General features: G+C 63.7%; 24 protein-coding genes. 6 read left to right on the top strand and 18 right to left on the bottom strand.

The window, feature by feature from the left end; all coding sequences use genetic code 11:
- Nucleotides 1–70: 70 nt before the first annotated feature.
- On the bottom strand, nucleotides 71–1,453 hold the full coding sequence (locus tag BM279_RS07175) for a TolC family protein (protein ID WP_093502279.1): 1,383 nt from the start codon (nucleotides 1,451–1,453) through the stop codon (nucleotides 71–73).
- Between the two features lie 221 nt (nucleotides 1,454–1,674).
- On the opposite strand from BM279_RS07175, the gene BM279_RS07180 reads away from it, so the two are divergent.
- A complete protein-coding gene (locus tag BM279_RS07180; protein ID WP_093502281.1) occupies nucleotides 1,675–2,358 on the top strand; it encodes a response regulator transcription factor in 684 nt (227 codons plus the stop codon).
- Between the two features lie 17 nt (nucleotides 2,359–2,375).
- Here the strand turns inward: BM279_RS07180 and BM279_RS07185 are convergent, their stop codons facing one another.
- Nucleotides 2,376–3,101, bottom strand: coding sequence for a response regulator transcription factor (locus tag BM279_RS07185; RefSeq protein ID WP_093502283.1), 726 nt, complete (start codon nucleotides 3,099–3,101; stop codon nucleotides 2,376–2,378).
- Nucleotides 3,102–3,261: 160 nt separating this feature from the next.
- Between BM279_RS07185 and BM279_RS07190 the strand changes: the two genes are divergently transcribed.
- On the top strand, nucleotides 3,262–5,250 hold the full coding sequence (locus BM279_RS07190; RefSeq protein ID WP_093502285.1) for a sensor histidine kinase: 1,989 nt from the start codon (nucleotides 3,262–3,264) through the stop codon (nucleotides 5,248–5,250).
- Here BM279_RS07190 and BM279_RS07195 read toward each other — a convergent pair.
- Complete coding sequence (locus BM279_RS07195; RefSeq protein WP_244154128.1) at nucleotides 5,247–5,792, bottom strand: DUF4124 domain-containing protein; 546 nt, start codon at nucleotides 5,790–5,792, stop codon at nucleotides 5,247–5,249. The two genes, BM279_RS07190 and BM279_RS07195, sit on opposite strands and share 4 nt — an antisense overlap.
- Nucleotides 5,793–5,995: 203 nt before the next feature.
- Between BM279_RS07195 and BM279_RS07200 the strand changes: the two genes are divergently transcribed.
- The gene (locus BM279_RS07200; RefSeq protein WP_093502288.1) at nucleotides 5,996–6,484 is read left to right on the top strand and encodes a hypothetical protein; all 489 of its coding nucleotides are present in this window, start codon (nucleotides 5,996–5,998) and stop codon (nucleotides 6,482–6,484) included.
- 9 nt (nucleotides 6,485–6,493) lie between these two features.
- Here BM279_RS07200 and BM279_RS07205 read toward each other — a convergent pair whose 3' ends face one another.
- Together BM279_RS07205 and BM279_RS07210 are read right to left on the bottom strand one after the other, a co-directional pair.
- On the bottom strand, nucleotides 6,494–6,901 hold the full coding sequence (locus tag BM279_RS07205) for a DNA methylase (RefSeq protein WP_167363118.1): 408 nt from the start codon (nucleotides 6,899–6,901) through the stop codon (nucleotides 6,494–6,496).
- Nucleotides 6,902–7,056: 155 nt separating this feature from the next.
- Complete coding sequence (locus tag BM279_RS07210) at nucleotides 7,057–9,081, bottom strand: methyl-accepting chemotaxis protein (protein WP_093502293.1); 2,025 nt, start codon at nucleotides 9,079–9,081, stop codon at nucleotides 7,057–7,059.
- A 486-nt stretch (nucleotides 9,082–9,567) separates the two neighbouring features.
- Between BM279_RS07210 and yghU the strand changes: the two genes are divergently transcribed.
- Nucleotides 9,568–10,407, top strand: a complete 840-nt coding sequence (gene yghU / locus BM279_RS07215; protein WP_093502295.1) for a glutathione-dependent disulfide-bond oxidoreductase — start codon at nucleotides 9,568–9,570, stop codon at nucleotides 10,405–10,407.
- Nucleotides 10,408–10,631: 224 nt separating this feature from the next.
- Nucleotides 10,632–11,195: a hypothetical protein gene (locus tag BM279_RS07220; RefSeq protein ID WP_143103568.1), complete on the top strand. Its 564-nt coding sequence runs from the start codon at nucleotides 10,632–10,634 to the stop codon at nucleotides 11,193–11,195.
- 2 nt (nucleotides 11,196–11,197) lie between these two features.
- Here the strand turns inward: BM279_RS07220 and BM279_RS23710 are convergent, their stop codons facing one another.
- Both BM279_RS23710 and BM279_RS07230 read right to left on the bottom strand, forming a co-directional pair.
- Nucleotides 11,198–12,214 carry a methyl-accepting chemotaxis protein gene (locus BM279_RS23710; protein WP_093502299.1) on the bottom strand — a complete coding sequence of 339 codons (1,017 nt, stop codon included), beginning with the start codon at nucleotides 12,212–12,214 and terminating at the stop codon, nucleotides 11,198–11,200.
- Between the two features lie 19 nt (nucleotides 12,215–12,233).
- Nucleotides 12,234–13,304, bottom strand: coding sequence for an extracellular solute-binding protein (locus BM279_RS07230; RefSeq protein ID WP_093502301.1), 1,071 nt, complete (start codon nucleotides 13,302–13,304; stop codon nucleotides 12,234–12,236).
- A gap of 258 nt (nucleotides 13,305–13,562) precedes the next feature.
- On the opposite strand from BM279_RS07230, the gene BM279_RS07235 reads away from it, so the two are divergent.
- Nucleotides 13,563–13,958, top strand: coding sequence for a YkvA family protein (locus BM279_RS07235; RefSeq protein WP_093502303.1), 396 nt, complete (start codon nucleotides 13,563–13,565; stop codon nucleotides 13,956–13,958).
- Nucleotides 13,959–13,996: 38 nt separating this feature from the next.
- On the opposite strand, the gene BM279_RS23340 is transcribed toward BM279_RS07235, so the two are convergent.
- The 11 genes from BM279_RS23340 to BM279_RS07280 form a co-directional block, all read right to left on the bottom strand.
- Complete coding sequence (locus BM279_RS23340; protein WP_167363107.1) at nucleotides 13,997–14,170, bottom strand: hypothetical protein; 174 nt, start codon at nucleotides 14,168–14,170, stop codon at nucleotides 13,997–13,999.
- A 106-nt stretch (nucleotides 14,171–14,276) separates the two neighbouring features.
- Nucleotides 14,277–14,990: a response regulator gene (locus tag BM279_RS07240; RefSeq protein WP_093502305.1), complete on the bottom strand. Its 714-nt coding sequence runs from the start codon at nucleotides 14,988–14,990 to the stop codon at nucleotides 14,277–14,279.
- Nucleotides 14,977–17,649 (bottom strand): sensor histidine kinase, encoded by a 2,673-nt coding sequence (locus BM279_RS07245; RefSeq protein ID WP_093502307.1) that lies wholly within the window; start codon nucleotides 17,647–17,649, stop codon nucleotides 14,977–14,979. Before BM279_RS07245 ends, BM279_RS07240 begins: the two co-directional genes overlap by 14 nt.
- 5 nt (nucleotides 17,650–17,654) lie before the next feature.
- Nucleotides 17,655–18,248 carry a potassium-transporting ATPase subunit KdpC gene (gene kdpC / locus BM279_RS07250; protein WP_093502309.1) on the bottom strand — a complete coding sequence of 198 codons (594 nt, stop codon included), beginning with the start codon at nucleotides 18,246–18,248 and terminating at the stop codon, nucleotides 17,655–17,657.
- 22 nt (nucleotides 18,249–18,270) lie between these two features.
- The gene (gene kdpB, locus BM279_RS07255; protein ID WP_093502311.1) at nucleotides 18,271–20,322 is read right to left on the bottom strand and encodes a potassium-transporting ATPase subunit KdpB; all 2,052 of its coding nucleotides are present in this window, start codon (nucleotides 20,320–20,322) and stop codon (nucleotides 18,271–18,273) included.
- A gap of 11 nt (nucleotides 20,323–20,333) precedes the next feature.
- Nucleotides 20,334–22,025, bottom strand: coding sequence for a potassium-transporting ATPase subunit KdpA (kdpA, locus tag BM279_RS07260; RefSeq protein WP_093502313.1), 1,692 nt, complete (start codon nucleotides 22,023–22,025; stop codon nucleotides 20,334–20,336).
- 235 nt (nucleotides 22,026–22,260) lie between these two features.
- Nucleotides 22,261–22,419 (bottom strand): hypothetical protein, encoded by a 159-nt coding sequence (locus tag BM279_RS23540; protein ID WP_244154129.1) that lies wholly within the window; start codon nucleotides 22,417–22,419, stop codon nucleotides 22,261–22,263.
- A 45-nt stretch (nucleotides 22,420–22,464) separates the two neighbouring features.
- Complete coding sequence (locus BM279_RS07265; protein ID WP_244154130.1) at nucleotides 22,465–22,851, bottom strand: AEC family transporter; 387 nt, start codon at nucleotides 22,849–22,851, stop codon at nucleotides 22,465–22,467.
- 42 nt (nucleotides 22,852–22,893) lie between these two features.
- Entirely contained in the window at nucleotides 22,894–23,781 is an 888-nt protein-coding gene (locus BM279_RS07270; protein ID WP_093502315.1) for an NAD(P)-dependent oxidoreductase, read from the bottom strand.
- A 49-nt stretch (nucleotides 23,782–23,830) separates the two neighbouring features.
- Nucleotides 23,831–25,090, bottom strand: coding sequence for a TRAP transporter large permease (locus tag BM279_RS07275; RefSeq protein ID WP_093502317.1), 1,260 nt, complete (start codon nucleotides 25,088–25,090; stop codon nucleotides 23,831–23,833).
- Nucleotides 25,087–25,650: a TRAP transporter small permease gene (locus BM279_RS07280; protein ID WP_093502319.1), complete on the bottom strand. Its 564-nt coding sequence runs from the start codon at nucleotides 25,648–25,650 to the stop codon at nucleotides 25,087–25,089. The genes BM279_RS07275 and BM279_RS07280 overlap by 4 nt, the downstream gene beginning before the upstream one ends.
- Between the last annotated feature and the right edge of the window lie 2 nt (nucleotides 25,651–25,652).

Genomic DNA, 25,652 nt, shown 5'->3' on the forward strand with positions numbered 1-25,652 from the left:
CAATCCTGTGGAAGCGCCAACGCACCCGATCCAGGTGCGCGCGTTGCAACGATTTACGGTGTGCGGTGACTCAAGGCTTGCCCGGCGCGCCGCTTTCGAGCGCGGCGACAGGCAGCGCACGATCAGCCGGCACGATGATTCCCGGCTGCCGGAAGATGCCCAGGTTCAACTGGCCAGAGGCGCGCAGCAGGCGATAGGCGGCGATGATTTCGTCGATGCCGGCAGCCGTGGCGTCGCTTTGCGCATTGATCAGGCCGACCTCGCCATTGAGGATGTCGAGCAGCGAGCGACGCCCCATTTCGCGCTCCTTGCGCGCTAGGCTCAGGAAGTTCTCGGCGATGTTCACCTGGTTGCGCAGATGCTCAGCCCGCTCCCGGGAGGTTTGCCACGAAGCCCAGGCGTTACGCGCTTCTTCCATGGCCTGGATGCGTACGTAGTCGGCCTTTTCCTGGGCACTGGCGATAGCCTGGTCGGCGGCGCGGGTCACGTAGTTGGCACGCATGCCCAGGTCGAACTGCCAATCGAAATTGACCATGGCCTTGGTGTCGTTGCGGTAGCCGGGGGTGTCGTCATAGTCCTGATAGTGCTCCTGGCTCAACCGGAACGACAGCCGAGGCATCAACTCGCGATTGCGAGCGGCATCGCGCTCGGCCAGGGTGACGTCGGCGCGCTTAATCGCCGCCAGCAGGTCGGGGTTCTGCTGGCGTACGCTCTCCACGATGGCCTCTTCCGAGCTCGGCAGACGGTCACGGGGGATGGCCAGCGCATCGAGGCGCTCAGGGGTGATCGGCGCTTCACCGAAGATCACCCGATAGCGGTTCAGCGATTCGCGCATGCGGTTGTCGGCCATTACCCTACGGGCCTCGGCGCCAGCCAGTTGTGACTTGGCCTGCAGCACGTCGGTGGCGTAGCCACGCCCGGCCTCCATGCGTGCATCCTCCAGGGAGGTCTGCTGCTTGATGTTCTGCTCGGACTGACGCGCGTACGACTGGGTACGCTCGGCCTGGATCACCTGCAGCTGGGCCTCGATGGCGGCCAGGATCAGGTTCTGGATCTGCAGCTCACGCTCGGCCTCTTCCTTGCTCAGTACCACCTTGGCGGCCTGAACACGCGACGAAGTGGCACCGAAGTCGGTGATCAGCTGGTTGATCCCCACGCTGGCATCGACCGGGTCATAACGACCGTCGGTGCCCTCTTCACGCTGGGTGTTGCGGCGCCCCGCACCTGCATTCACGGTCAGCTTGGGGTAGTAGGCAGCCTTCTCGACGTCGACCTGCTCGCGGGCAGTCTCGGTGTCCGCGTCTACCATGCGCACCAGTTGGTGCTCACGCAGAATGCGATCAAGGTTGGCGGCGAAGCCTTGGTCAGCCGAAGCGCTGGCCGAGCAGGCGACGAGACAGGCGGCGAGCAGCTCTCGGCGCGCCCGGAAGGCTGGTTTGATTCGTGGCAACATGGGGCACCCATCCTGGTAAACATAATGGCCGGGCGTTAAACCGACCTTTCTTCATACTAGCTTTGTGCCACTCTTCGAAACTGACAAAAGCTGACATTCCTACCAACGGGCCGCCTTTTTTTTGGCTTATCGGTTAGCTTTCGCTAGGCTTGTCAGGAAAATGTCACCCGAGGATCGGGCTGGCACGCCCCGTTTTTGTAAATCCGTTCGAATCGATAGCCATGATCGACCTCATCCTGCTCGAAGACGAACCGGTGCTCGCCGAAGAGCTTGGAGAATTCCTCAGCGAATGCGGTTACCGCATTACCACCACCAACAGCCTTGCGGCCTTCGCCAGCGCCTACGACGAGCGTCGTCACCAGCTCGCCGTTATCGATCTCGGACTGCCGGACGGTGATGGCCTGGACCTCATCAGCCAACTGCGCGACGCCGGCAGCAAAGTGGGAATCGTCGCTTTCACGGCTCGTGGCACCACCGAACATCGCGTCATCGGCCTGCGCCAGGGTGCCGACCACTACCTGCCCAAAGGCTGCGACCTGGTGGAACTCGCCGCGGTACTCGACGCCCTGCGTCGTCGCCTCGGCCTGCAACGCGAAGCCTTGCCCTGGCGCCTGGACATGGCCCCGCGGGAGCTGCGCGCGCCCAACCAGCAGGGTGTTCGCCTGTCCCATCAGGACGCCCTGGTGTTGCACTGCCTGATGCGCAACGCAGGCGGTACCGTATCGCGACGCGATATTGTCAAGGCCCTCGACGAGGACTACCTGACCTATGATCAGCGGCGCCTGGACACCCAGATTCGCCGCCTGCGCCGCAATGTCGAGCTGGCCACCGGTGTGGAGCTGCCGCTCAAGACCCTGCGCAACAGCGGGTACTGCTTCTACGAGCGGGTGCAGATTCAGTCCTGAGCCGCCGTACGCGTTGGTCACCGGCATGCCAGCAGGTTCCCGGTGAACAGGTAGCCCTTGTTACGCAATGCCCGGATGGGCGCCTCGCGCCCAGCGAAATCGGCGATCTTGCGCCGCAGACGGCTGACGATGGCCTCCAGTCGCCGCTCGTCATACGTCATGTAGTTGGCCCCCAGGCATTCGGCCAGCAGCTGCCGGCTCGCGGTTTGTTGGGGCGCGCCTTCCAGGCACTGCAGTACCCGGCATTCATTTCGACTCAACGCCAGAACCCGGCCATCGGGTAGATGCAGACGCTGCGCCTGTGCATCGATCACCCAGCAATCGCCTGCCGAGGTGTTCTGCATCGACAGGCGCCGCATCAGCGCTTCGATGACCCCGAGCAGCTCTTCCTCGGCACACGGATGATCCAGGCAGTGGTCAGCCCCCAAGGCATAACCGCGCAAACGCTGATCGAGGCGCGTGCGTTCGATCAGCAGAATCAACCCGATATCCGGCCACAGACGCTGCATACGTTCGGCCATGGCCAGCTCGCTGGCTCCCGGCTCGCCGACCTCCAGCAGCACGATATGCGGTGCGAGCATGGCGACGTCCAGGTCCTTGAGACTGTCGAAGATCCCGACCTGCAACTCGCCCAGACGCGCCTGCAAACGCAGGATGACGCCTTGCAGGCTGCCTGCCAGGGCCTCGACTGCCAGCAGCCTTGTCTGCGGCGCTGCAACCTGCACACTCTCGCAACGCTCCACGCGCCTGAACTCCCGTTATGACCGAGGGTCCCGGCCAATTCGGCGCCACCATACGCGAAGCGTTCGAAAGTAAACCGAGCGAATCTGAGCGCCAGCGTCGACGCCGCTCGCCAGCCGGTTAGAATCCCCTGCATTGCCTCGCAATTCGCAGACCTGACCGATGATTCGTCCACTTCGCTACCTGATGATGCTGTGCCTTATCTGGCCCTGCCTGGCCTGGGCCGACACCGTGCAACTGGATACCCAGCCCCAGGGCACCAACGGCTTTCTCGAACGGCTGGACGACCCCCAGGGCAACCTGGATGCCCAGGCGGCGCTGGCCTCCAATGCCTGGCGATCCATACCGGGCGCGCTCAACGCCGGCTTCACCCACGACGTGATCTGGCTGCGGCTGCAAGTCAGGGCTGGGCAAGCGACACCGCCCACCTGGGTGCTCAAGCTCAGTAACGCACTGCTCGATGACGTGCAGCTTTACAGCCTCAAGCACGATGGTGAGCTCTATCGCCTGCGCAGCGGCGAAGAGCTTGAGCGCCCGTTATGGCCGATGAAATATCGCGCACCGGCTTTTCCGCTGGTGCTTGAAGCTGATCAGACACAGGTGCTGCTTTTGCGCCTGATATCCAAGAACGCCATGTCGGTCAGTGTCAACCTGATGCCCGAAACGATATTCAGCGAGCGATCGCGCGTCGAATATCTGGCCTACGGCCTTTATTTCGGCGTGTATTTGGCCCTGATCATCTTTCACCTGCTGTTCTGGCGCATGACCGCGGCACCGGAAAGTGGCTGGTACCTGTTGTTCGTCAGTTGTTGCTTACTCATCGAAAGCCTCAGCAGTGGTCTAGTGCAACAGCTGACCGACATACCCGTGGCGATCAGCGATCGCCTGCTGGGCTGTGGCCTGGCGGCGAGCCTGCCGATCGGGCTGATATTCGCCCTCCGGCAGTTGCGGGTAACCAGCTTCGGCCACTTCCGAAAGGTGCTCAAAGGAATCAGCCTGCTGATCGCTACGCTTGGCGCGGGCGCGATCCTGGTGGGTCACTACCAATTTGGCGCACCACTGGTACAAACCAGCTCGCTGCTGACCATCGTGATTCTTGTGGCCATGGCCATGGTGCTGCTGTTCAGAGGGCATCGCCCTGCGCGCTTCTTCCTGCTGGTGTTCGGCGTCTATTACGCCGGGGTCCTGATGGCCTTCCTGCGCAACCTCGGGCTGGTACCAGCCTCGTTCATTACCGACAACTCGTTGGCTATCGGCACCCTGTTGCACATGGTTTTGATGAGCATGCGCATCATCCATCACTACCGGCAGCTGGAAGATGAAAAGCGCCTGGCCCAGGCGGATTTCAAGGAGCTGCTGCAAAGTCACAATGTCCGCCTGGAGCAGCAGATCACCGAACGCACCCTGGAGCTGCGTGAGGAGATCAGCCAGCGGACCCTGCTCGAGGCCGAGCTGCGCGAGGCGCTGTTGCAGGAGCAGAGCATGCGGGAGGAGCAACGCGAGTTCGTGGCCATGGTATCCCACGAATTCCGTACGCCGCTGGCCATCATCGGTACCTCGGCGCAACAGATCGCCCGCAACCTATCGGCATCACCCGAGCGCAACGAGCAACGCTGCCAGAACATTCGCGACGCATCGACACGACTGCTCTCGCTGGTGGACGACTACCTGAATAACGACCGAGTGGAAGGCACTGCCGCTATCGCACGGCGTGCCGAGCACGCTCTGGAACCCTTGCTCGAACGTATCACCAGCGATCTGCCGAGTGAGCGCTTCAGCGTCAGCAACCTCAGCCGCGTACAAACGTTGCGCTGTGACGACGGCCTGCTGAAAATCGCCGTGCGCAACCTGCTGGCTAATGCCGACCGTCACGCGCCGGAAGGCTCCACCGTGCAGCTGATACTCGATGACAACGCGGGTTTTCTCGATATTCAGGTGGTCAACGAGGGGCCGGCGATTCCTGCCGACCAGGCCGAGCAGCTATTCCAGAAATACTTTCGTGGCAGCCAGGCACAGCAGCACCCAGGTGCTGGCCTGGGCTTGCACCTGGTCAAGCGCATCGCCGAATTACATGATGGCGAGATCTATCTGGACAGCCGCGGCGACAGCGCTCCCATCCGCTTCCGCCTTAGCCTGCCCGTGGCAGCCTAAGGCTTCGCGGCCCGCTTCTTGGCCCCGTGCTCGGCCTCCTCCATGGCTGCCGCCATCAACCCGGAACACACCAGTACGCCAGCACCTTTTGACAGGCACTCGTAGCGCTGCTGATCCTCGCCGGAACTGGTGACGCAGTCCTGCAGGCTGATCCTCTGCTCCACGCCGGCCAAGTTCTCTTGCGCCTGGGCGTATTCGGCTGCTGTGATACGCCCGCCGCTTTTGCGCTCCTCGGCGATCTCGTGCAGGTTCTTGAGGTCGACGGCAGTCCAGCGCATCGCGCTCTGGCACATTTCGCGCTTCGACGTCTTGGCAGGGACAGCCTCAGTTGATGCTGCCTGAGCGGGGGCGGCAGGGCTGGCAGCTCGCGTTTCACCGGCGTATGCCGGCTTGATCGTCACCGCCTCGGCCTGCTGGGCAGCCGGTGGCTGGCTGCCGAAATGCTTCTGGCCGTTCTCGTCCACCCAGGTGTACACCTGGCTCAAGGCCTGGGCAGACAGGCTGCACAGCAGGAGCATCGCAAGTATCTGGCGAGTGAGCATGGCGAATAAATCCCTTTGCCAAGCGCGGGTTGCGCTGCCGGCAATCTAGAGTCGGGCGATGGCTTTGCCAAGAGTCACCCGCAATGCCTTTCGCCTATCTGCGAACCGCGCCATATTGGCCTCTGTAAAAGTTGCGCAACGGAACAGGCAAGACTGCATACAATGCGCATCCGCTTTCAGCTCCACACAAGGACTGCGCCACCATGGCCTCCCCCGACAAGCAGAAGAAACGCGCCCAGCGGGCCAAGACCAAGGCCAAGCAGAACCGTATGGGCAAGCCCAAGGCGCCGGTCATCCATCCGGTGCTGGCCAACCCGCTGATCGACGAGCCCTTCGATGATGTGGAGATCGACCTGAGCACCTTCGACTTCAAGGACATCGAGGAAAACGGCTTCGACCCGGCACACTTCGACGACCTGTTCCAGGCCATGCACAAGGCCGAGGCCATCAGCCTGCTCGCCCTGTGCCTGGTGTTTTTGCAGTACCCGGTGCTGGAGCTGGTGGTCGCCGAGGAAGATCCGGAAGCGGCGACCGACTTCATGATGGGCCTTTTGATCGTGTATCGCGGCCTGTTCCACAACGAGAGCGAAGACGCGGCGGTCCAATGGATCGGCAGCGAGACCTTCCAGACAGCCTACAACGAGGCCTCGGAAATACTGCAGAAAAAGAATGTGCGCAGCACCCGCGCCTGACTGTCTCGATCAGCTCTGTCCGTAAAGCCCAACTTCGGCCTCGCGCATAAAGATCTCCACCGTCTTTGGGCCTATGCCTTCGAAGGCCAGCAGGCGCATTGCGAAATCATGCTGATCAGAACTTTGCCGGCAGATGGCGATAACGCTGCCGTCATACTCGGCCAGTAGCTTACGGCTGAGCTTTAGCAAGCGGTCGGCAGTGGAGATGTCGTAGCGCACGTAATGCGCCTGACCGAGCAGCAGCACCAGCTCCTGCTGGCTGCAGCGGGCGAGCCTGGCAGGCGAATCCAGGCCGTGCTGCTCCACGAGAACCCGATAGGCCCGTTCGGCCACCGATTGCTGGATAGGTTTGCCGAACAGAAAACTCGCCAGCAGCCATTTGAACAGTGCTTTCTCGTCGGCCACAGCAAGGCCCATCGCCAACCCCAATTGCTGTGCGCTGATGCGTCTTTCAGTCACCGTCGCTGCTCTCCCTCAACGGCGCGCGCTCGCTACGCCTTGTGCAGAGCAGACCACGGGCAGCGGGCAGCGCTCACCTGATCTGCCGAGCGCGCCGCGATGGCCGAAGCCGGTCAGATCTTGAAGCGCGACACCACCGTGCGCAGCTCACCGGCCAGACGCGACAGTTCGTCGGCGGTCTGGGCGTTCTCCTCGATGCCGTCGATCAGCACCACACTGCCGTTACGAATCTCGATGACGTTGCGGTTGATGTCTTCGGAGACTGCATGCTGCTGCACCGCCGCGCTGGCGATCTGGGTATTCATGCCGACGATCTGCTCGACCTCGTCGTTGATCACCCCCAAGCTCTTGGCCGCCTGATCCGCCGACTGCACGCAGGCCTGAGCCTTGTCCTGGCCGGTCTTCATCTGCTCCACGGCAGCCGACATGGCGCTCTGCAGTTCCTGGATGATGCGGCGGATTTCCTCGGTCGAGCCCTGGGTGCGTGATGCCAGGGTGCGCACCTCATCGGCCACCACGGCGAAGCCGCGGCCCTGCTCACCAGCGCGCGCCGCTTCGATAGCGGCGTTGAGCGCCAGCAGGTTGGTCTGGTCGGCAATATTGCGGATCACCTCGATGACCCCGCCGATCTCCTGGCTGTGCACTGCCAGGGCCGATACATTCTGCGCGCTTAGTTCCACCTCGCCAGCCAGCGCTTCGATGGTCATGCGCGTGTTCTGCATCACCGCCAGACCATTGGCTGAGGCCTGACTGGCCTGCCCGGCCGCCCGTGCAGCGCCTTCGGTGTTCTGCGCCACATCGGCGACGCTGGCAGTCATCTCGTTGATGGCGGTGGCCACTTGCTCGGTCTCGCCCTGCTGGCCATTCATCGACTGTTTGGCCCGCTCGATGGACGCCCCCAGGCGCACCGACGCCTCGGACACCGCGTGGGAGCTGTGCTCAACCTGGGTCAGCGAGGTGCGGAAGGCTTGCACCATGTGGTTGAAGCCATTACCCACGTCGGCCATTTCATCCTTGCCGCGCACCTGCACCTGAGCGGTGAGGTCGCCCTGGGCGATTAGCCGGGTGGCAGCGAGCACCTGGTCGATAGCGTTGCGCATCGAGCCATAGATACCGGCGAACACATAGGCCAACAGCAAGCCCATGCACACGAACATCACCAGGATCAGCGTCCGATCGGATACCCGTTCATCGGTGCGATTAGCCAGGACGTCGGCCAACTCTTGCTGCAGCACGTCCTGGGCCTTGTACAGATCGGCAACCACGGCATTACCCTTGGCCGCCAGGCTCTGCACACCGCTGATTGTGCTGTCGGTCTCAGTCAGTACCCGGTCGAGATCCGCACGGAAGCTGTCCAGTGAGTGCAATGCGCTGTTGATCGGCGCTTGCAGGCGGTCGGTCAGCGCAGGCGCGTTGCGGCGCAACAGCGTCAGGCTCTGCAGCAGCTCCTGGCGAATCTGCAACTCCTGCTTGAGCAAGACTCGCATGGACGAGCGCGTGCCGACGCTCAGCGGCTGGCCTTCACGCAGCCCGCTGGCCAGGCCGCGCAACTGGCCGACGACGTTGATCTGCCGCGGCAGGCGCAGGGTGCTTTGGTCGATCATGAACAGCGAGTCGTAGTCCTCGTCCAGCACCATGCCGGAGGTGGCACTGATCAGATAAACGAAATTCAACACCTTGCCGAGCTGCTCATTCCATGCGTCGAACATGGCCGTCTGCTCAGCAGTCCCCTTGGCCTGGTCAATCAGTTGCTGGCTGTCTGCGCGCAAACGAGCAACGCGGTCGCCAGTTTCCAGGGCCGTTCCCAACTCACGATCAGTAGCCTCCAGCTTGGTAAACGCCTCCTGCAATTTCGACTGGTTTGTGGCGAAATCGCCTTGGGCGGTGGCATCGCCACTAAGCAGACGATTGGTCAGCGCGCGCTGCAGCATCGAAAGGCGCAATATGGGCGTGACATCCAGCAGGTAGCGCTGGCCGACCTGCTCATGGCGGATATTGTCGATGCTGGCGTTGATCTGATTGACAACGCGCAGCCCAAGCAGGGCAAGCGGAATTAGCACGATTATGGCGAGAATCGCGAACTTGACGGGAAAGCGCAGCCGACTGGTCAGGTGCATGGCAGGGGCAAGGATCATCATGGTTTTCTCACTGATCTCATAGGATCGGCTTGGTGTTTTATGGCGCTCACAGCGGCTCGTGTTTCAACCAGCCTTGTGCTCGTACTGTCTCGATGCGCCTTCGCAGAAAGGTCGCCACACCAGAAATGGCAATACGCCACTATTCGTGTATTGCTGTGACTATTGCCTCTGGATATCGTTGCAACAAAATATTTCGCTAGCCGTAGCGACAGGAAAGCGTCTGGACAGCCGAGGCACTAGCCAGAAAACGCTGCACTCCCACGACTGTCGGCGGCTTTAGGTATAACTGACGATTCATGTACAACTTTCTGTCCAACTCCTGGCTTTTCACGCTTCTAACGAGCAAAACGAAAGAGTCCCGCGCTGGACATTCACGTATCAACCTGGTCGATACCCACCATGCGCCGCGGGTACTCGAATAAGGGGCGTAATCGGGCTAGCCTCGCGTTCATATGCATTGCCCCATCACGCGCTAGCGAGGATTCAATGACCCAATCAACCTATGTCCCGCCAAAGGTATGGCAGCACCTGGAAGCTTCCGGCGGCCAGTTCTCCAAGACCAACCGCCCCACTGCCGGCGCGACCCACGCCAAGGAACTGCCGGTCGGCAAGCACCCCCTGCAGCTCTACTCCCTGGCAACGCCCAACGGTGTGAAGGTGACCATCCTGCTCGAGGAGCTGCTGGCCCTGGGGCACAGCGGCGCCGAGTACGACGCCTGGCTGATCCGCATTGGCGAAGGCGACCAGTTCTCCAGCGGCTTCGTGGGCGTCAACCCGAACTCGAAGATTCCGGCCCTGCTCGACCGCAGCGGCGATACGCCGATCCGCGTGTTCGAGTCCGGCTCGATCCTCCTGTACCTGGCGGAAAAGTTCGGCGAGTTCCTGCCCAAGGACCCGGCTGGCCGCACCGAAACCCTCAACTGGCTGTTCTGGCAGATGGGCTCGGCGCCCTATCTGGGCGGCGGCTTCGGGCACTTCTACGTGTACGCGCCGGAGAAGTTCGAATACGCCATCAACCGCTTCACCATGGAAGCCAAGCGCCAACTGGACGTGCTCAACCAGCGCCTCGCTGACAATCGCTACCTGGCCGGCGACACCTACACCATCGCCGATATCGCCGTGTGGCCCTGGTATGGCGAGCTGGTGCGCAACAACGTCTACGGCGCCGCCGAATTCCTTTCGGCCCACGAATACACCCACGTCCTACGCTGGGCCAACGAGATCGCCGAGCGCGAAGCGGTAAAACGCGGCCGCCGGGTCAATCGCACCTGGGGCGATGAAGCCGAGCAGGTGCCCGAGCGGCATGAGGCTGCTGATCTGGCGTGAGGCGCTGAAAACCGGCTACCGCCAACCGCTCCGGTGACTACACCATCAAGCCCTGATGCCTCTTAGCATCGGGGCTTGGCTTTATCTGGCACTAGGATGATCGTGCGGCGCATTATGGCGCTGCCGCTTATCGAGGGCTGCGGCTGTCCCGCTAGGCAATCTGCCATGGAATAATGCGTGCCCCAATTACAGCGCGCTTCGTACTGCGCAGGCTCCTCGCCCCGATGACAAAACCCGTCAGCCGCCATCAGAAATTTGCCGTACTACTGGCAGCGCTCCCCGCGATAACAGGAACGCTGTACTTCATCGTCTACCACGATTTCGCGCCAAATCCAGAGCTGTATTGGCCCTCGGTGATAGTAACGGCAGTGCTTACAGGCGTTGTTTTCGCGATTTTCTACAGCAAGTTCAAAAGCGGCTCGTGGGTGCTCGCCAAGCGACCAGAAAGCAGGAAGGAAAAATGGGTACTCTGGCTGCTTCCCCTGGTGTTTTACTTGTATGCCCTTCTCCACGTGTACATCGTGATCCCGAGAATCTACACGTCGCTATTCGGCACGGAGATGGTCATCAGCGAGGCGATCAAGGCCAGGGAAACGGAATATGGCAGGTATCGCACCTGCGATTACCAGATCAAGACCGAAAATCATCAGGCGTTTGGGCTGCACCTCTGCATCAGCCGAGAGCAGTACAACTCGATGCCTGACAGAGGCGGCATTGCCATATTGCGAATCATCAAGAGTCCAGCGGGCACACTCATCGAATCGGTGAGCCTGCCGCGCCGATACTGATCCTAGCCCTTGCCCTGCAGTTCGACGCTTTGCGCCCGCGCCTTGGCGCCGCCGAGCATCGCCTGGATTTCGTGGGTCGCCTGGCGTGTGCTCTGCGCCAGCTTCTTCACCTCATCGGCGACCACCGAGAAGCCGCGACCTACTTCGCCGGCGCGGGCGGCTTCGATGGCCGCATTCAAGGCCAGCAGGTTGGTCTGCTCGGCGATGCCCTTGATGACGCTGACAACCTGGGCGATCTGCCCATACGTCTCTTCGTTGTGCTTGAGCATCTGCTCATGGGCGGCGCGGGCGCTGCGCTCATCGGAGATGTCGCGCACCGCACCGATCGCCCGATACAGCCGCCCCTGCTCGTCGCGCACCGCCCGACCACGCTCGCGAAACCAGATATAGCCACGCACCTTGTGGCGCATCAGGTACTCGATCACGTACTCGCCGCTGCCCGCCGGGTCGACGATCTCCCGCTCGAAGATGCTCGCCATCGCGTTCAGGTAGTCGGGATGAACAAGACTCGATTGGCTCTCCATGCCATCCGGCAGTTCGGCGTAGCTGTAGCCGACCAGCACCCGAAATTGGCTGGACAGGCGCAGCATGCTGGCCGGGTCATCGAGCCTGCCATTGGCTATCGAGAAGTCCCAATACCCCTCGGTCAGCGTCGATTGGGCAACCTCCCAGACGCGCGCCTCGATCTGGCACGCGCTCAAGGCCTGCGCCTGCTGTTCGAGCTGCTGCTGCGCGCTCTGCACATCGAACTGCTGCTGATGCAGCTCATCGAGCGCCTGCTGCTCACGCAACAACGCCTGATCCCGTTGCGCCGTCAGCGCCTGGATTCGCTGCTGCAGCACGGCGACCTCGTCGCGGCCACTGCGTAGCACCTTCGCCACCTGCTCGAGCGCAGCGCCAAGCGGTGGGTAATTCTGCAGGGTGCTTTGCACGGAGGATGTTGGCTGCCCGGCACACAGGTCGGCCAGTTGCCGACTCAGCTCCTCAGCGAATTTACGTTCACGGCCACGGAAAAACATGACGACTACCCCGTTCGCTTTATGGGCGTTGCTGCTGTTGATATTGCTGCTTGATCGCTTGCCACTGCTGGTTGATCACCTGCGTCTGCTGCGCGCTGAGTGGTTCGAGAAAGTACAGGCGACGGCGCTCGCCAGGCGGCGGCACCAGCTCGGCGGACTGCTTGGCCAGCTCGGCCATTTCCGGCAGATCGCTGCGCAATGGCGCATAGAAATGCGTCGCCTCGCTGTTCAGGCGGGCGTTACGTGCATCGAGCATGTAGTCGATGAAGCGGTAGGCCAGCTCCGGTTGCTTGGCGCTTTTGGGAATGGCCCAACTGTCGACGGTCAACAGCCCGCCCTCTTGCGGCACCAGAAACTTCAAGGTCGAACGGCGAGCCGCCGCCTGCAGAGCGTGACCGCTCCAGGCCACCGACACACACAGCTGCCCCGAGGCCAACTGCTCGGTGTAGGTGTTGTTGTCGAGCGTGCGCACGGCGGCGGACTGCTGCAGCATCTGCGCGCCCACCTCGGCCAGCCGCCTTGGTGATGCGTCGAGCAGGCGCTTGCCCTGGAAATTCATCCATAACGAAAACATCTCTTGCGGCGCATCGACCCAGCCGATCCCGCAGCCCTTCAGCTGAGCGACGTACTGGCCATCGAACAACAGCTGCCAGCTGGCCGGTGCTGGCTTGCCTAGCTGTTGCTCGACGCGGGCCGCATCAATGACCAGCCCGACCGTCGACCACTGGTACGGCACCACATAACGGCCGGCCCCCGAAAGGCCGGCCAGGGACGCCATCAGCTTGGGATCCAGATTGCCGTACCGGCTCAACTTGCTCGGTTCCAACGCCTGCAGCTGGTTCTGCTCGATCAGCCGCTGCAGTTGAAAATGCGAGGGCACCACCAGGTCGAAATCGGCGCCGGCATCCAGCGCGGCGGACAACTCCTGGGCCAAGGTATAGGTCTGGTAGTCGACCGTGACACCCGTCTCGCGCTGGAAACCCTCCACCACCGCCGGGTCGATGTAACCGGCCCAGTTGTAGATTTTCAGCGTCTGCGCGTGAGCGTTTACGGCGCAACAAACGAGCACGGCAACTAGAAAGGTTTTCACTGTCCAGAATCCTGAAGTGGTCAGGCCCTAGCAATAACCCACCGAACCCGCCCCGTCTTGTTTCTGCATGCCGAACTCTTGTGCCGCCGTGACGCATTGCCGGCTCAAGCCAACAGGGTCACCAGAGCACGATGACGGCTTTGGCGTAGCAGCGGCAGGCGAAGCCTGAACGACCAAGTTTGTACAATGCACGCCCGCCGGGCTCTGCTGAGAGGTCACCAGCACCCCGACCACCGAAACGAAAATGAGACGAACAAGATGCTGCGGCGCATCAATGATTGGGCCAAGGCCCTCAAACGGCAGGTCATGATGCTGTGGTTCAGTTGCAGGCATCCCCGCACACCGGCGATGGCCAAGGTGCTGGCCATCGTCGTGGTGGCCTATGCCCTGAGCCCCATCGACCTGATCCCCGACTTCATTCCCGTTCTGGGTTATCTGGACGATGTGATTCTGCTGCCGCTGGGTATCTGGCTGGTCATGCGCCTGATGCCGGCGAGCGTGCTCCAAGAATGCCGCCATCATGCGGCCGATCATGAGCGCAATCGAACACCACGGCCAAGGAGCATGATCGCAGGCGCCCTGATCGTGGTGATCTGGTTGGTTGTCGCTGTTTGGTGTTGGCAAGCCGCCACTCATTATTGGCGACAGAACTAAGCCCGGCGACGTGCCTGGGCTTTAAGTCACGACACTAATCAATCGGCGCTTTTGTCGCCCTGCCCGCTTTCGCGCTGATCAGCATCGACTTCCCGCTCGGCCTCCGAGTTGACCGCCTCCTGCTCCTTCTTCGCGCCGTGGCCCTGGGTCGGGCTGTCGGCGGACGGGCCCTGGTAAGGTTCGGCCGGGCCGTTTTTCTGTTCGACTGTCATGGCGGATCTCCCGTGTTTGCGCAGAACGCCTGCGCTTAAAGGTTGGTGAGACGCCGGATACACGAAGTGCAACCACCTCGACGGACGGCAGCGGAGCTACCCGCCGTCACCCATCTGCCGCCACGAACCGCAAGCCAACTCCCGGCTCGGTGGCTAGCCAGCGCGGTGAGGCGGCATTGTCGCCCAGGCGCTGACGCAGCTTGCCCACCAAAACCCGCACATAGTGCAGGTCGTCGTCGTGGGTCTTGCCCCAGATTTCCCGCAGGATCTGCGGCTGGGTCACCACGCGCCCGCTGTTCTTCACCAGCAACGCCAGCAGCGCGTACTCCTTGCGAGCCAGTTGCAGGCGCTCGCCACGCAGTAGCACCTCACGGCGGGCGAGATCGATATGCAGGTCGCCGTCGTCGTAGATAAAAGGTTCATTGCGCTCGCTGCCGTGCTGGCGCAGCAACACGCGGATGCGCGCCATCAGCTCCTGGGTGCCGAAGGGCTTGGTCACGTAATCGTTGGCGCCTGCGTCGAGAGCCGCGACCTTTTCCGTTTCGGCGCCGCGCACGGTGAGCATGATCACCGGCACCCTGCTCCACTCGCGCAGCTGTTTGAGCACCTGGTGGCCATCCAGGTCCGGCAAGCCGATATCCAGCAGTACCAGGTCGGCGCCCTTCTGCGCCAGGCTGAGCAGGCCGCGGCTGCCGTCCTCGGCCTGCTGCACCTCATAACCCTGGGCGCGCAGGCTGATGTCGAGCAGGCGCCTGATCTGCGGCTCATCGTCGATGATCAGGATGCGCGCGCAGCTGGAAGCCGTTTCATTCACGCTCATCGGGTGCCTCCCGTGATTCTTCCGGTGCTAGCAACGGGATGCTCAGGCGGATCAGCGTGCCCTGCCCGCCTTCACCGGCAAACGCGCTAACGCTGCCGCCGTGAGCACCGATCATGCCCTGGGCGATGGTCAGCCCCAGGCCGGTTCCCTGCTTGCCGCAGTCGCCGCGCTCGATGCTGTAGAACATATCGAAGATGCGCCCACGCTCCTCCTCGGCGATGCCCGGGCCGCGGTCCTGCACGTCCAGCTGCAGGTGGCTGTCGACCTGCCGGGCGAACACCCTGATGCTTTGGCCTGCGGGCGAGAACTTGGCGGCGTTTTCCAACACATTGAACAGGCTCTGCTCGACCAGCGCCGGGTGCACCCACAGCGGCGGTAAGTCGGCGTCCAGCTGCAGGTCGACCAGGACCTGCGGGCGATAGCGGCGCAGCCGACCGGTCGCCGAGCCGACCAGTTCGTCGACGCCGATCCAGCTGCGCTGCAGGGTCAGGCCCTCGTGGCCCAGGCGCGTCATGTCCAGCAGGTTCTGGATGTACCGGTCGAGGCGCTCGCCCTCCTGCTGGATGGTCTGCAACAGACTGAGGCGATCCTCCTCGTTCATCGCCGCCGAATAGCTGATCAGGCTGCCGGCCGAGCCCATCATTGCGGCCAGCGGCGAGCGCAGGTCGTGGGAAACCGACGAGAGCAAGGCCGAGCGCAGGCGTTCGGTTTCATTGTTGACCCGCGCCGCTTCCAGCTCCGCCACCAGCGTGGTACGCAGCGCGGCCTGGGCGACATCCGTGCAGATCGCTTCGGCGAGGCGGCGGTTTTCGGTGCTCAGCTGCCGTTGCTCGGTGCTCTCCTGCAAACCGATGACGCCGATTGCCTGATCGTTACCCAAAAGCGGCATGAACCACCAGGCAGCGCCGGCCAGGGTTTGCGTGTGGCGGCCAGCCGGCTGCCCGTGACTCAAGGCCCAATCGGCGGCGGCCCTGTCCAGCTGGGCGAGCTGCACGCCGGGCGAGTAGCTCTGGCTGGCGCCGACCTGCAGCATGACGGTCGCCCCGAATGCGCGCTCCAGGGTGTTGCGCCCGGCCTGCAGCACCTGCTCCAGATCGGCGGCAGCGCTGAGCTGGCGGCCCAGGTGCTGCAGCACCGAGGCCTGGTTGTTGGCAGCGCGCAAGGTCAGCACCTGCATGCGCAGTTGCGAGGCGAGCCGCCCGGCAACCAGCGCGGCGAGCAGGAACAGCACCACCGTGGTGATGCCCCAGGGCGCGGCGATGATCAGCGTGTAGCGCGGCTCGATGAAGAAGAAGTTGTAGGCCAGAAAACACAGAATGGCCGCCAGAATCGCCGCAGACATGCGCGTGCGCGCGGCCACCACGACCACCGCGACGATAAAGATCATCGACAGGTCCGTGAGGCCGACCCACTGCTCCGCCAGCCCCGCGAAGCCCGTCGCCACCGAGGCGCAAAGGCTGGCGTACAGCGCATCGCGACAGGACAACCAGCGTACCGGCGCGCCTGGCCGCCAGCGGGCCCGCGCCTGGGCGCGCGCATGCGGGGAACTGAGGATCACCAGCTCATAATGGGCGCCATGCTGCAGCAGGCGCTGGGTCAGTGTGCGGTTGAACATGCGGGCGATAGGCCGCTCGCGGCTGCGCCCGACCACCAGGGTGGACACCCCGTCATGGGCGGCATGGTCGAGCAGCGTGTCGGCGATCGCGTTGCCATGCAGCACCTGGGTATCGGCGCCCAGGTTACGCGCCAGGGCGAAGGCGCGGTCGAGTTCGGCCTGCCTGGCCGTGTCGATGCCACCTGCACGCTGCACGGTGACCACGCTCCAGGGCGCGTCGCGCAGCTCGGCAAGCCGCCGGCCGGCACGCACCAGGTATTCAGAATTGCCGCTGCCGTCGATGGCGATCAACACCCGCCGGCGCAGCGCCAGAGCGCTGATGCCCTGGGCCGTGTGGGCTTCGCGCAGGTGGTCTTCGATATGGTCGGCCGCCGTCTGCATGGCCAGCTCGCGAAGCGCCGCCAGGTTGGGTGCCGAGAAGAAACGCTGCAGCGCCTGTTCGGCCATGTCCGGCAGGTAGATCTTGCCCTGGTGCAGGCGCTCGATCAGCTCGCCCGGCGGCAGGTCGACCAGGCGGATGTCGCGCAGCCGGTCGAGCACGGCATCGGGCACCGTTTCGCTGACCCGGATGCCGGTGATGCGGTGCACGATGTCGTTGAGGCTTTCCAGGTGCTGGATGTTGACCGTGCTGTAGACGTCGATGCCCCTGTCCAGCAGCTCCAGCACGTCCTGCCAGCGCCGTTCGTGGCGGCTGCCGGGCGCATTGCGATGGGCCAGTTCGTCGACCAGGACGATGCGCGGGCGGCGTTGCACGATGGCGTCCAGGTCCATCTCGTCCAGCCGGTGGCCCTGGTAGTCGACCTGCCGGCGCGGGATCAGCTCGTGGCCGTCGATCAATGCAGCCGTTTCGCTACGGCCGTGGGCTTCCACCACGCCGATCACCAGGTCGACACCTTGCTGGCGCAGCTCCCGGGCGCGGGACAGCATGGCGTAGGTCTTGCCCACGCCGGGCGCGGCGCCGAGAAACAGGGTCAGGTGGCCGCTGTCCTGGCGGCGCAGTTCGCCGGCCAGGGCATCGGCGCGCGCTTCACGGTTTTCCTGCATGGCTGCTACCTGTTGTGGGCTTCGTCGAGGGCCAGGTTGAGCAGCAGCACGTTGACCCTGGGTTCACCGAACAGCCCCCATTGCCGGCCCTCGGTGTAGGCGCCGACCAGCGTCTGCACCTCGCCTGGCGACATGCCGCGCTCGCGCGCCACGCGGACGACCTGAATCTGCGCCGCCTCGGGGCTGATGTGCGGGTCGAGGCCGCCGCCGGACTGGGTGAGCAGATCGCCCGGTACGGCAGCAGGCTCGACGCCCTCCTGGCTGGCAACCGCGGCTCGCTGCTCGTCGATGCGTTGGTGCAGCGCCGGGTTGGTGCGCGCCTGGTTGCTGCCGGCCATGGCCATCGGATCATAGCTGGCGGCCGAGGGTCGCGCCTGGAAATAGCCGGGGCTGGTGAAGGGCTGCGCCACCCATTCGGAACCGATGACGGTACCGTTGCGCTCGATGAGGTTGCCGTTCGCCTGCTCGGGAAACAGGCCGTTGCCAATGCCGGTGGCGAGCAGCGAATAGCTCAGGCCGAAGCCCAGCAGGCTGATCAGCGCCAGGACGCAGGCGGGACGCAGCAGATTGCTCTGGGACGCATTAACGTGGTTGGTCATATCGTTCACCCAATGTAGTCGTCTAAACGCCGATGGTTGCCGACAGCAGCATGTCGATCAGCTTGATGGCCGGAAACGGCAGCACCACCCCGCCGATGCCGTAGATCAGCATGTTGCGACGCAGCAGCGCCGTGGCATTGGCAGCGCGCACGCGCACACCGCGCATGGCCAGTGGAATCAGCAGCGGGATGATCAGCGCGTTGAAGATCAGCGCCGACAGCACCGCATTGGTCGGGCTGGAGAGCTGCATCAGGTTGAGCCCGGCCAGGGCCGGAATCGCCCCGGCGAACAGCGCCGGCAGGATGGCGAAGTACTTGGACACGTCGTTGGCCAGCGAGAAGGTGGTCAGCGCGCCGCGGGTGATCAGTTGCTGCTTGCCCACCTCCACCACGGCCAGCAGCTTGGCCGGATCTGAATCCAGATCGACCATGTTGCCCGCCTCCTTGGCGGCCTGGGTGCCGGAGTTCATCGCCAGGCCGACGTCCGCCTGGGCCAGCGCCGGCGCGTCGTTGGTGCCGTCGCCGACCATCGCCACCAGGTGACCGCGCTCCTGCTCCTGGCGAATGCGCGCCAGCTTGTCTTCCGGCCGCGCTTCGGCGACGTAGTCGTCGACGCCCGCCTCGGCAGCGATGGCCGCGGCGGTCAGCGGGTTGTCGCCGGTGATCATCACGGTGCGGATGCCCATGGCGCGCAGCTTGGCGAACTTCTCCTGGATGCCGTGCTTGACCACGTCGCTGAGCTCGATCACGCCCAGCACCAGGCGGCCATCGGATACCACCAGCGGCGTGGCGCCCTTACGGGCGACCTGATCGACCAGTTCCTGCAGTTGCGGTGGTACCGAACCGGACATCGCCAGCACATGGCGGCGAATGGCATCGATGGCACCCTTGCGAATCACCTGACCGTCGCTCATATCGAGGCCAGACAGACGACTCTGGGCGCTGAAGGGAATGAAAGTGGCGTCCTGCGGCGCTTCAGCGTTGACGCCGTTTTGCCGCGCCAGCTTGACGATGGATTTGCCTTCGGGGGTCGGGTCGGCCAGCGATGACAGCAGCGCGGCCTCCTGCAGGCGGCTGAGCTGCATGCCCGGCAGCGCATGGAACTGCGTGGCCTGGCGGTCGCCGTGGGTGATGGTGCCGGTCTTGTCGAGCAGCAGCACGTCGACGTCGCCGGCGACCTCCACGGCCTTGCCGGACTTGGCCAGCAGGTTGGCGGACAGCGCGCGGTTCATACCGGCGATGCCGATGGCCGGCAGCAGGCCGCCGATGGTGGTCGGGATCAGGCACACCAGGAGCGCGATCAGCAGTAGCGGATCGATCTGGATACCGACGAAAGCGGCGATGGCAGGCAGTGTGATCACCACGATCAGAAAGGTCAGGGTCATGGTGGTCAGCAGCAGGCCCAGGGCGATTTCGTTGGGCGTCTTCTGCCGGTTGGCGCCTTCGACCAGGGCGATCATGCGGTCCAGGAAGCTGTCGCCCGGCTGGGCGGTGACCTCGACGATGATCTGGTCGGACAGCACCTTGGTGCCGCCGATCACCCCGGAGCGGTCGGTGCCGGCCTCGCGCAGCACCGGAGCGGATTCACCGGTGACCGCCGACTCGTTGATGCTCGCCAGCCCCTCGATGATCTCGCCATCGGCGGGAATGATCTCGCCCTGCGCCACGATCACCAGATCGCCGGGGCGCAGCTCGCTGGCGGCGATGCGCTGCGGCTCGCCCCGCTCGCTCAGGCTTTTCAGGCGGCGGGCGACCAGGTCCTTACGTGCCTTGCGCAGCGAATCGGCCTGGCCGCGCCCGCGGGCCTCGGCCACCGCCTCGGCGAAGTTGGCGAACAGCACCGTGACCAGCAGCAGTAAGGTGACGCTCCAGCCGATGGCGGGCGTGCTCTTGCCCAGCAGAGTCAGCACCGTACAGAGCAGCGTGCCGAGCCAGACCACGGCCATCACCGGGTTCCTGAACGCGTTATTCGGAGCGAGCTTAGCGAAGGCGGCCAGCGCGGAGCTCCTCACGCCGGCGCTGTCGAGCAGCGCCGGGCGTTTGGCCGCAGCGGAATGTTGGGTTATCTGAGTCATGGAAATCAGCCTCAACGGGTGATGAACTGCAGGTGGTCGGCCACAGGCCCCAGCACCAGCACGGGCATGAATTGCAGCAGGGTGAGGATGGCGATGATGGCCATCAGCGTGAGCGCAAAGGTCGGCGTCTCAATCTGCAGGGTGCCCGGCCCTTCCGGGGTCACCCGCTTGCGCGCCAGCATCGCGGCGATGATCAGCGGCAGGATCAGCGCCGGGTAGCGACCCAGGATCAGCGCCACCACGCAGGTCAGGTTCCACCAGTAGGTGGCATCGCCAAGCCCCTCGAAACCCGAACCGTTATTGGCGAAGGCCGAGGTGTACTCGTAGAGCACCTGACTGATGGCGTGGGCACCGGGGTTGGAGGTGCCGGCCAGATCCGGCAGCAGCAGCGTGAGCGCGGTGAAACCCAGAACCACCAGCGGCTGCAGCAGTATCAGCACGGCCAGGCACTTCACTTCCGGCGCCTCGATCTTGCGGCCAAACAGCTCCGGCGTACGGCCGGTCATCAAACCGGCCAGGAACACGCTCAGCAGCAGGTACACGAGAAACTGTTGCAGGCCACAGCCAATGCCGCCCCAGATGGCATTCACCAGCATGTTGGCGATGGCCACCATGCCGGTCAGCGGCGCCAGGGAGTCATGCATGGCGTTCACCGAGCCGTTGCTGGTCTGGGTGGTCACCGCGGCCCAGAGCGCCGAGGCGTCGGCGCCGAAGCGCACCTCCTTGCCTTCCATCAAGGCGCTGTCACTGCTGCTCGCCGAGTGCCCTTCGGACCACAGCGCGACGCCGGCCGACATCAGCGACATGCTCAGCATGCAGCCGAAGATCAGCGCGGTGAGCTTGGCTCGGCCGGTCAGGCTGCCGACCATGAACACCACGCTCATCGGCAGCAGGATGATGGCCAGCGTCTCCAGCAGATTGCTCAGTGGCGTTGGGTTCTCCAGTGGCGCGGCGCTGTTGGGGCCGTACCAGCCACCACCGTTGGTGCCCAGCTGCTTGGCCGCGACCATGGCGGCGACCGGGCCGAGCGGGATCTTCTGCTCGCTCATCTGCGCGGCGCCATCCAGCGGTTTCGCCAGCGGCCCGCCATCCAGGGTGGCAGGCACTCCCTGCCAGGTCAGCAATACCGAAAGCACCAGGCACAGCGGCAGGAACAGCCGCACCGTCGGGCGGATGAGGTCTGCCCAGAAGTTGCCGACATCGGCGGCCTCATCCCTGCCCACCTGCCGGCGCCCGCCGAACAGGCCACGCAGCGTCGCCACCACCAGTGCCAGGCCCATCATCGGCGTGATCACCTGCAGGCCCACGATGGCGGTCATTTGCGACAGGTAGGAAAGCTGCGCCTGCCCGGAGTAGTGCTGCTGGTTGGTGTTGGTCAGAAATGAAACCGCGGTATGCAGCGCCAGATCCCAACGCATATTGGGCACCGCATTGGGGTTGAGCGGCAGCCACTGCTGGGTCATCAGCATCAGCCATACCAGCAGGCCAAGCACCAGGTTGCTGAGCAGAAAGGCGCCGGCGTAAGTCCTCCAGCCCATACCCTGAGCCGGGCTTACGCCGAGCAGCCGATACAGCGGCCGCTCCACCCACGTAAACAGCCGATCCCCGCGCATCGGCGCACCGCGCATAACGGCCGCCAGGTAGCTACCCAGTGGCCAAGCCAGCGCGATGGCCAAGCCAAAAACGAACAGAAATTCAGTCATGATCCATGCCTGCGATGCCGTAACGGCGACGAGGAGATTGTTGGATCTATGGCTGTAAAGTCTCTATTGCGCTAAGGCCGAGATGCATAAATTAAACGTAAATAACGCGAGTTTGGTGGTGCTGGAGTAGTGGTATTTTTCTTCGCCGATTTAGTGCTGCCTGTTTTGGCTGCGCCACGTCAGGATGGGTTTTGCAGATACAGCTAAGCAGGAATCTCGCCCGTGTCAGCCCTCATCACTGCGCCTCAGGTTCAGAGTTAAATGCATCAACTCTATCTTCACGCCACACGTGCAAAGCCAACGCCAGCGAGAGGGAAAACAGCGCGGCCAGATGGCCCATTATCATGATCGACGCCACCTTTTCGGGCTCTTGGGCATAGCGCTCGGCGAACATGAAGTTGAGCACCGCTGGCAATCAGCATACAGGTCAGCGGCGTCGCTACGGCGCCGAACGTGCCAATACGGGGGCGGTGTTCAGGAGCACGCCCAGGGCGAATAGCAGTAGCAGCAGCCCCATGTTGCCGGCGTTCTTGAACATCATCGGCGGCAGCAGGGTTTTCGGTGCATAACCCAGCCGGCGGGCGATGGGCCAGCCGAGCAAGCCGGAACCGAGCACGATGACCAGGCCGCCGAGGGCAATCATCTGCACCTCGGCCAGGTCGACGGATTTGCTCGCCAGCACGGAGAAGATCAACGTGGGCACGAAGATGCCCATGTTGACCTGATTGGTCGCGAGCATGTCAGGGCGATGCTTGCGGCCATACAGGCAGCCAACCGCAATGACCGCGCACACGGGGAAGACGATGCTCACGATCTGCACGAGCATCGGGCAACCTTAGTCGCTGGCGAGTGGGTGGTGCTGGGCGACTCAGCCCTGCGTTGGCGTACCGTTGAGGGCGTAGTAGCTGCGGATCACCTGGCTGTCGTCAGCCCGGCCCTCGCCGCGCCCGGAGGTGGCGAGGAACAGTTGGTGAGCTACCGCAGCAATCGGCAACGCGGCCTGCGCGTCGCGCCCGGCTTCGAGGACGATGCCCAGATCCTTGACGAAGATGTCCACCGCACTGCTGACCTCGGGCTCAGCCTGGAGCATGCGCGGGCCGCGATCCTTGAGCATCCAGCTCGACGCCGCCGAGCCGCCCATGATTTCCAGCAACACCGGCAGATCGACACCGACTTTCGCCGCCAGCGCAAAGGCTTCGGCGACCACGGCAATATGCACACCACACAGCAACTGGTTGACGGCTTTGACCGTAGCGCCCTGGCCAGCACGCTCGCCGACATGGAAGAGGCGTTGACCGATGCCTTCGAACACCGGCTGCAGTGCCTCGAAGGTTGCGTGTTCGCAGGCGGCCATGATGGTCAGCGAACCGGCGATGGCGCCTGCAGTGCCGCCCGACACCGGAGCGTCGACGAAGCGGCGCCCAGTCACGGTGACGCGCGCGGCGATGCGCTCGACCGCAGCGGGTGGACAGGTGGCCATCAGGCAGACGATGCCATTCTCAGCCAGTGCCTCCAATACGCCATTGTCGAACAGCACCTGCTCAGCCTGGGCGGCATTGACCACCATCAGGACCAGCACATCGGCATCTTTGGCGGCAGAGGCTGCGTCCGCAGCCGGCTCCGCACCGGCCTGAGCGAGCGTGGCAAGCGCCACAGGGTTGAGATCGATACCGCGCACGCGATGGCCGGCGGCGAGCAGGTTCTTGGCCATGGGCAAGCCCATCGAGCCAAGCCCGGCAAATGCAATTGTGGTCATGGAGATTCCTTGCCTGGCATGGCCCCTGCTCACGCAGGGGCCATGCCAATCAGTAGAGGGTGAAGGCTGGCACGAAGGAGATCAGCCCGAGCACCGTGAACGCCACCAGGTAGAAGGGCCATAGCTCACGCACTACCGCGCCCACCCGCTCACGCGAGATTGCCGCTGCGATGAACAACGTGGTGCCGACCGGCGGAGTGAAGAGACCCATGCTCAGGTTCACCGCCATCATGATGCCGAGCTGGATCGGATCCAGGCCGATGGCGTTGCCGATGGCCACCAGGGTCGGGCCGAGCAGCAGGATCGCCGCTGGCAGGTCGAGGAACATCCCCACCGTCAGCATGATCAGGTTCAGCATCAGGATGACCATCCATGGCGACTGCAGGGTTTGCGCCGTCCATTCGGCCACTGCGGTCGGGATCGCTTCGACGGTCAGCACGTAGCCCACCAAGTTGGAAGCGGCGATCACCAGCATCACCACGCCCGTCGTCACGGCGGTATGCACCAGCGCATCGTAGATGCGGCGCAAGGTCAGGTCGCGATACACCAGCGTGCTCACCAGCAGACCGTAGAACACCGCCAGCGCGCTGACTTCGGTCGGCGTGGCGATACCAGTGCGCAGCAGGATCACGATGAACGCCGGCATCCCCAGCGCCGGAGCGGCTGCCAGGGTCGCACGCAGCACGCCCTTGAGCGTGACCTCATCGGTCAGGCGCTTGAAGCCGCGCAGACGGCCCGACAGGTAGCAGACGATCATGAAGCCAGCGGCCAGCATCAGGCCAGGCAGGATGCCGGCGAGAAACAGCGAGGCAATCGACTGGTTGGATACCGTGGCGAACAGGATCAGCGGGATCGACGGCGGAATCAGGCAGGCGATGGTCGCCGACGAGGCCGTGGCCGCCGCGGCAAACGCGCCCGGATAGCCTTCGCGCTTCTGCCAGGGGATCAGCATCGAGCCGAGCGCCGAGGCTTCCGCCACAGCCGAACCCGAGACGCCGCCGAACACCGTGGAGCCGACCACCGTCACCTGGCCCAGACCACCGTGAAAACGACCGACCAGCAGGGTGGCGAAGTGGATCAGGCGCTTGCCCAGCGTGCCGCCCATCATCAGGCTGCCCGAGAGCATGAAGAACGGGATCGCCAGCAGCGGGAAGCTCTGCGTCGGTTGGAAGATCTTCACCACCGCGGCCACGCTGGGCATTTCACCGATGGTCACCGCCGCCAGGCCTGCGCTGATGATCAGCGCGTAGCCAACCGGTAGAGCCAGTGCCATCAGGACACCAAAGACCAGGAGCATCATTAAGGTCATACACCCTCCTCGATCTGATGGGTACGCACGGCAAGCGGGTCGCTTGCCCGCAGCAGGTGAACGAGCGTGGTCAACGCGGTGAGGCCCAGCCCGACGAAGCCGACGATCAGCGACAGGTAGGCCCACTTCGCCGTGATGCCGGTCATTGGGTAGATTTCACTGCCGGTGATCTCGACGACGTCGAGCCCGACCCACGTCAGGTAAAGGAAGGCCACGGCAATCAGCACCTGATGCCCGGCCACCAGTACCCGGTTGCCGACGCGCCCGATCATGCTGTGCAATGCGGTAACGGCGATGTGCTGGCCGCGTTGGGCAGCCAGGACGATGCCGCCCATGATCAGCCACGGGAACAGTAGGTTGGGGATCTCGGTGGGCCAGCCCATGCTCTGGTTGGTGATGTAGCGCGCCACCACCTCGGCCATCAGGGACAGGAACATGACGACCATGGCGGTGAGTGCGACCACTGTACTGATGGCCACGATGAGCGTGTCGATCCATTTCGCAGCCACGGCGATGACGCCTCCAGGCGCCGCAGCGCTGGAAGAAATATGCGCGGCCATGC

This window comes from Phytopseudomonas straminea, assembly GCF_900112645.1.
In the GTDB taxonomy this organism is placed as follows: domain Bacteria; phylum Pseudomonadota; class Gammaproteobacteria; order Pseudomonadales; family Pseudomonadaceae; genus Aquipseudomonas; species Aquipseudomonas straminea.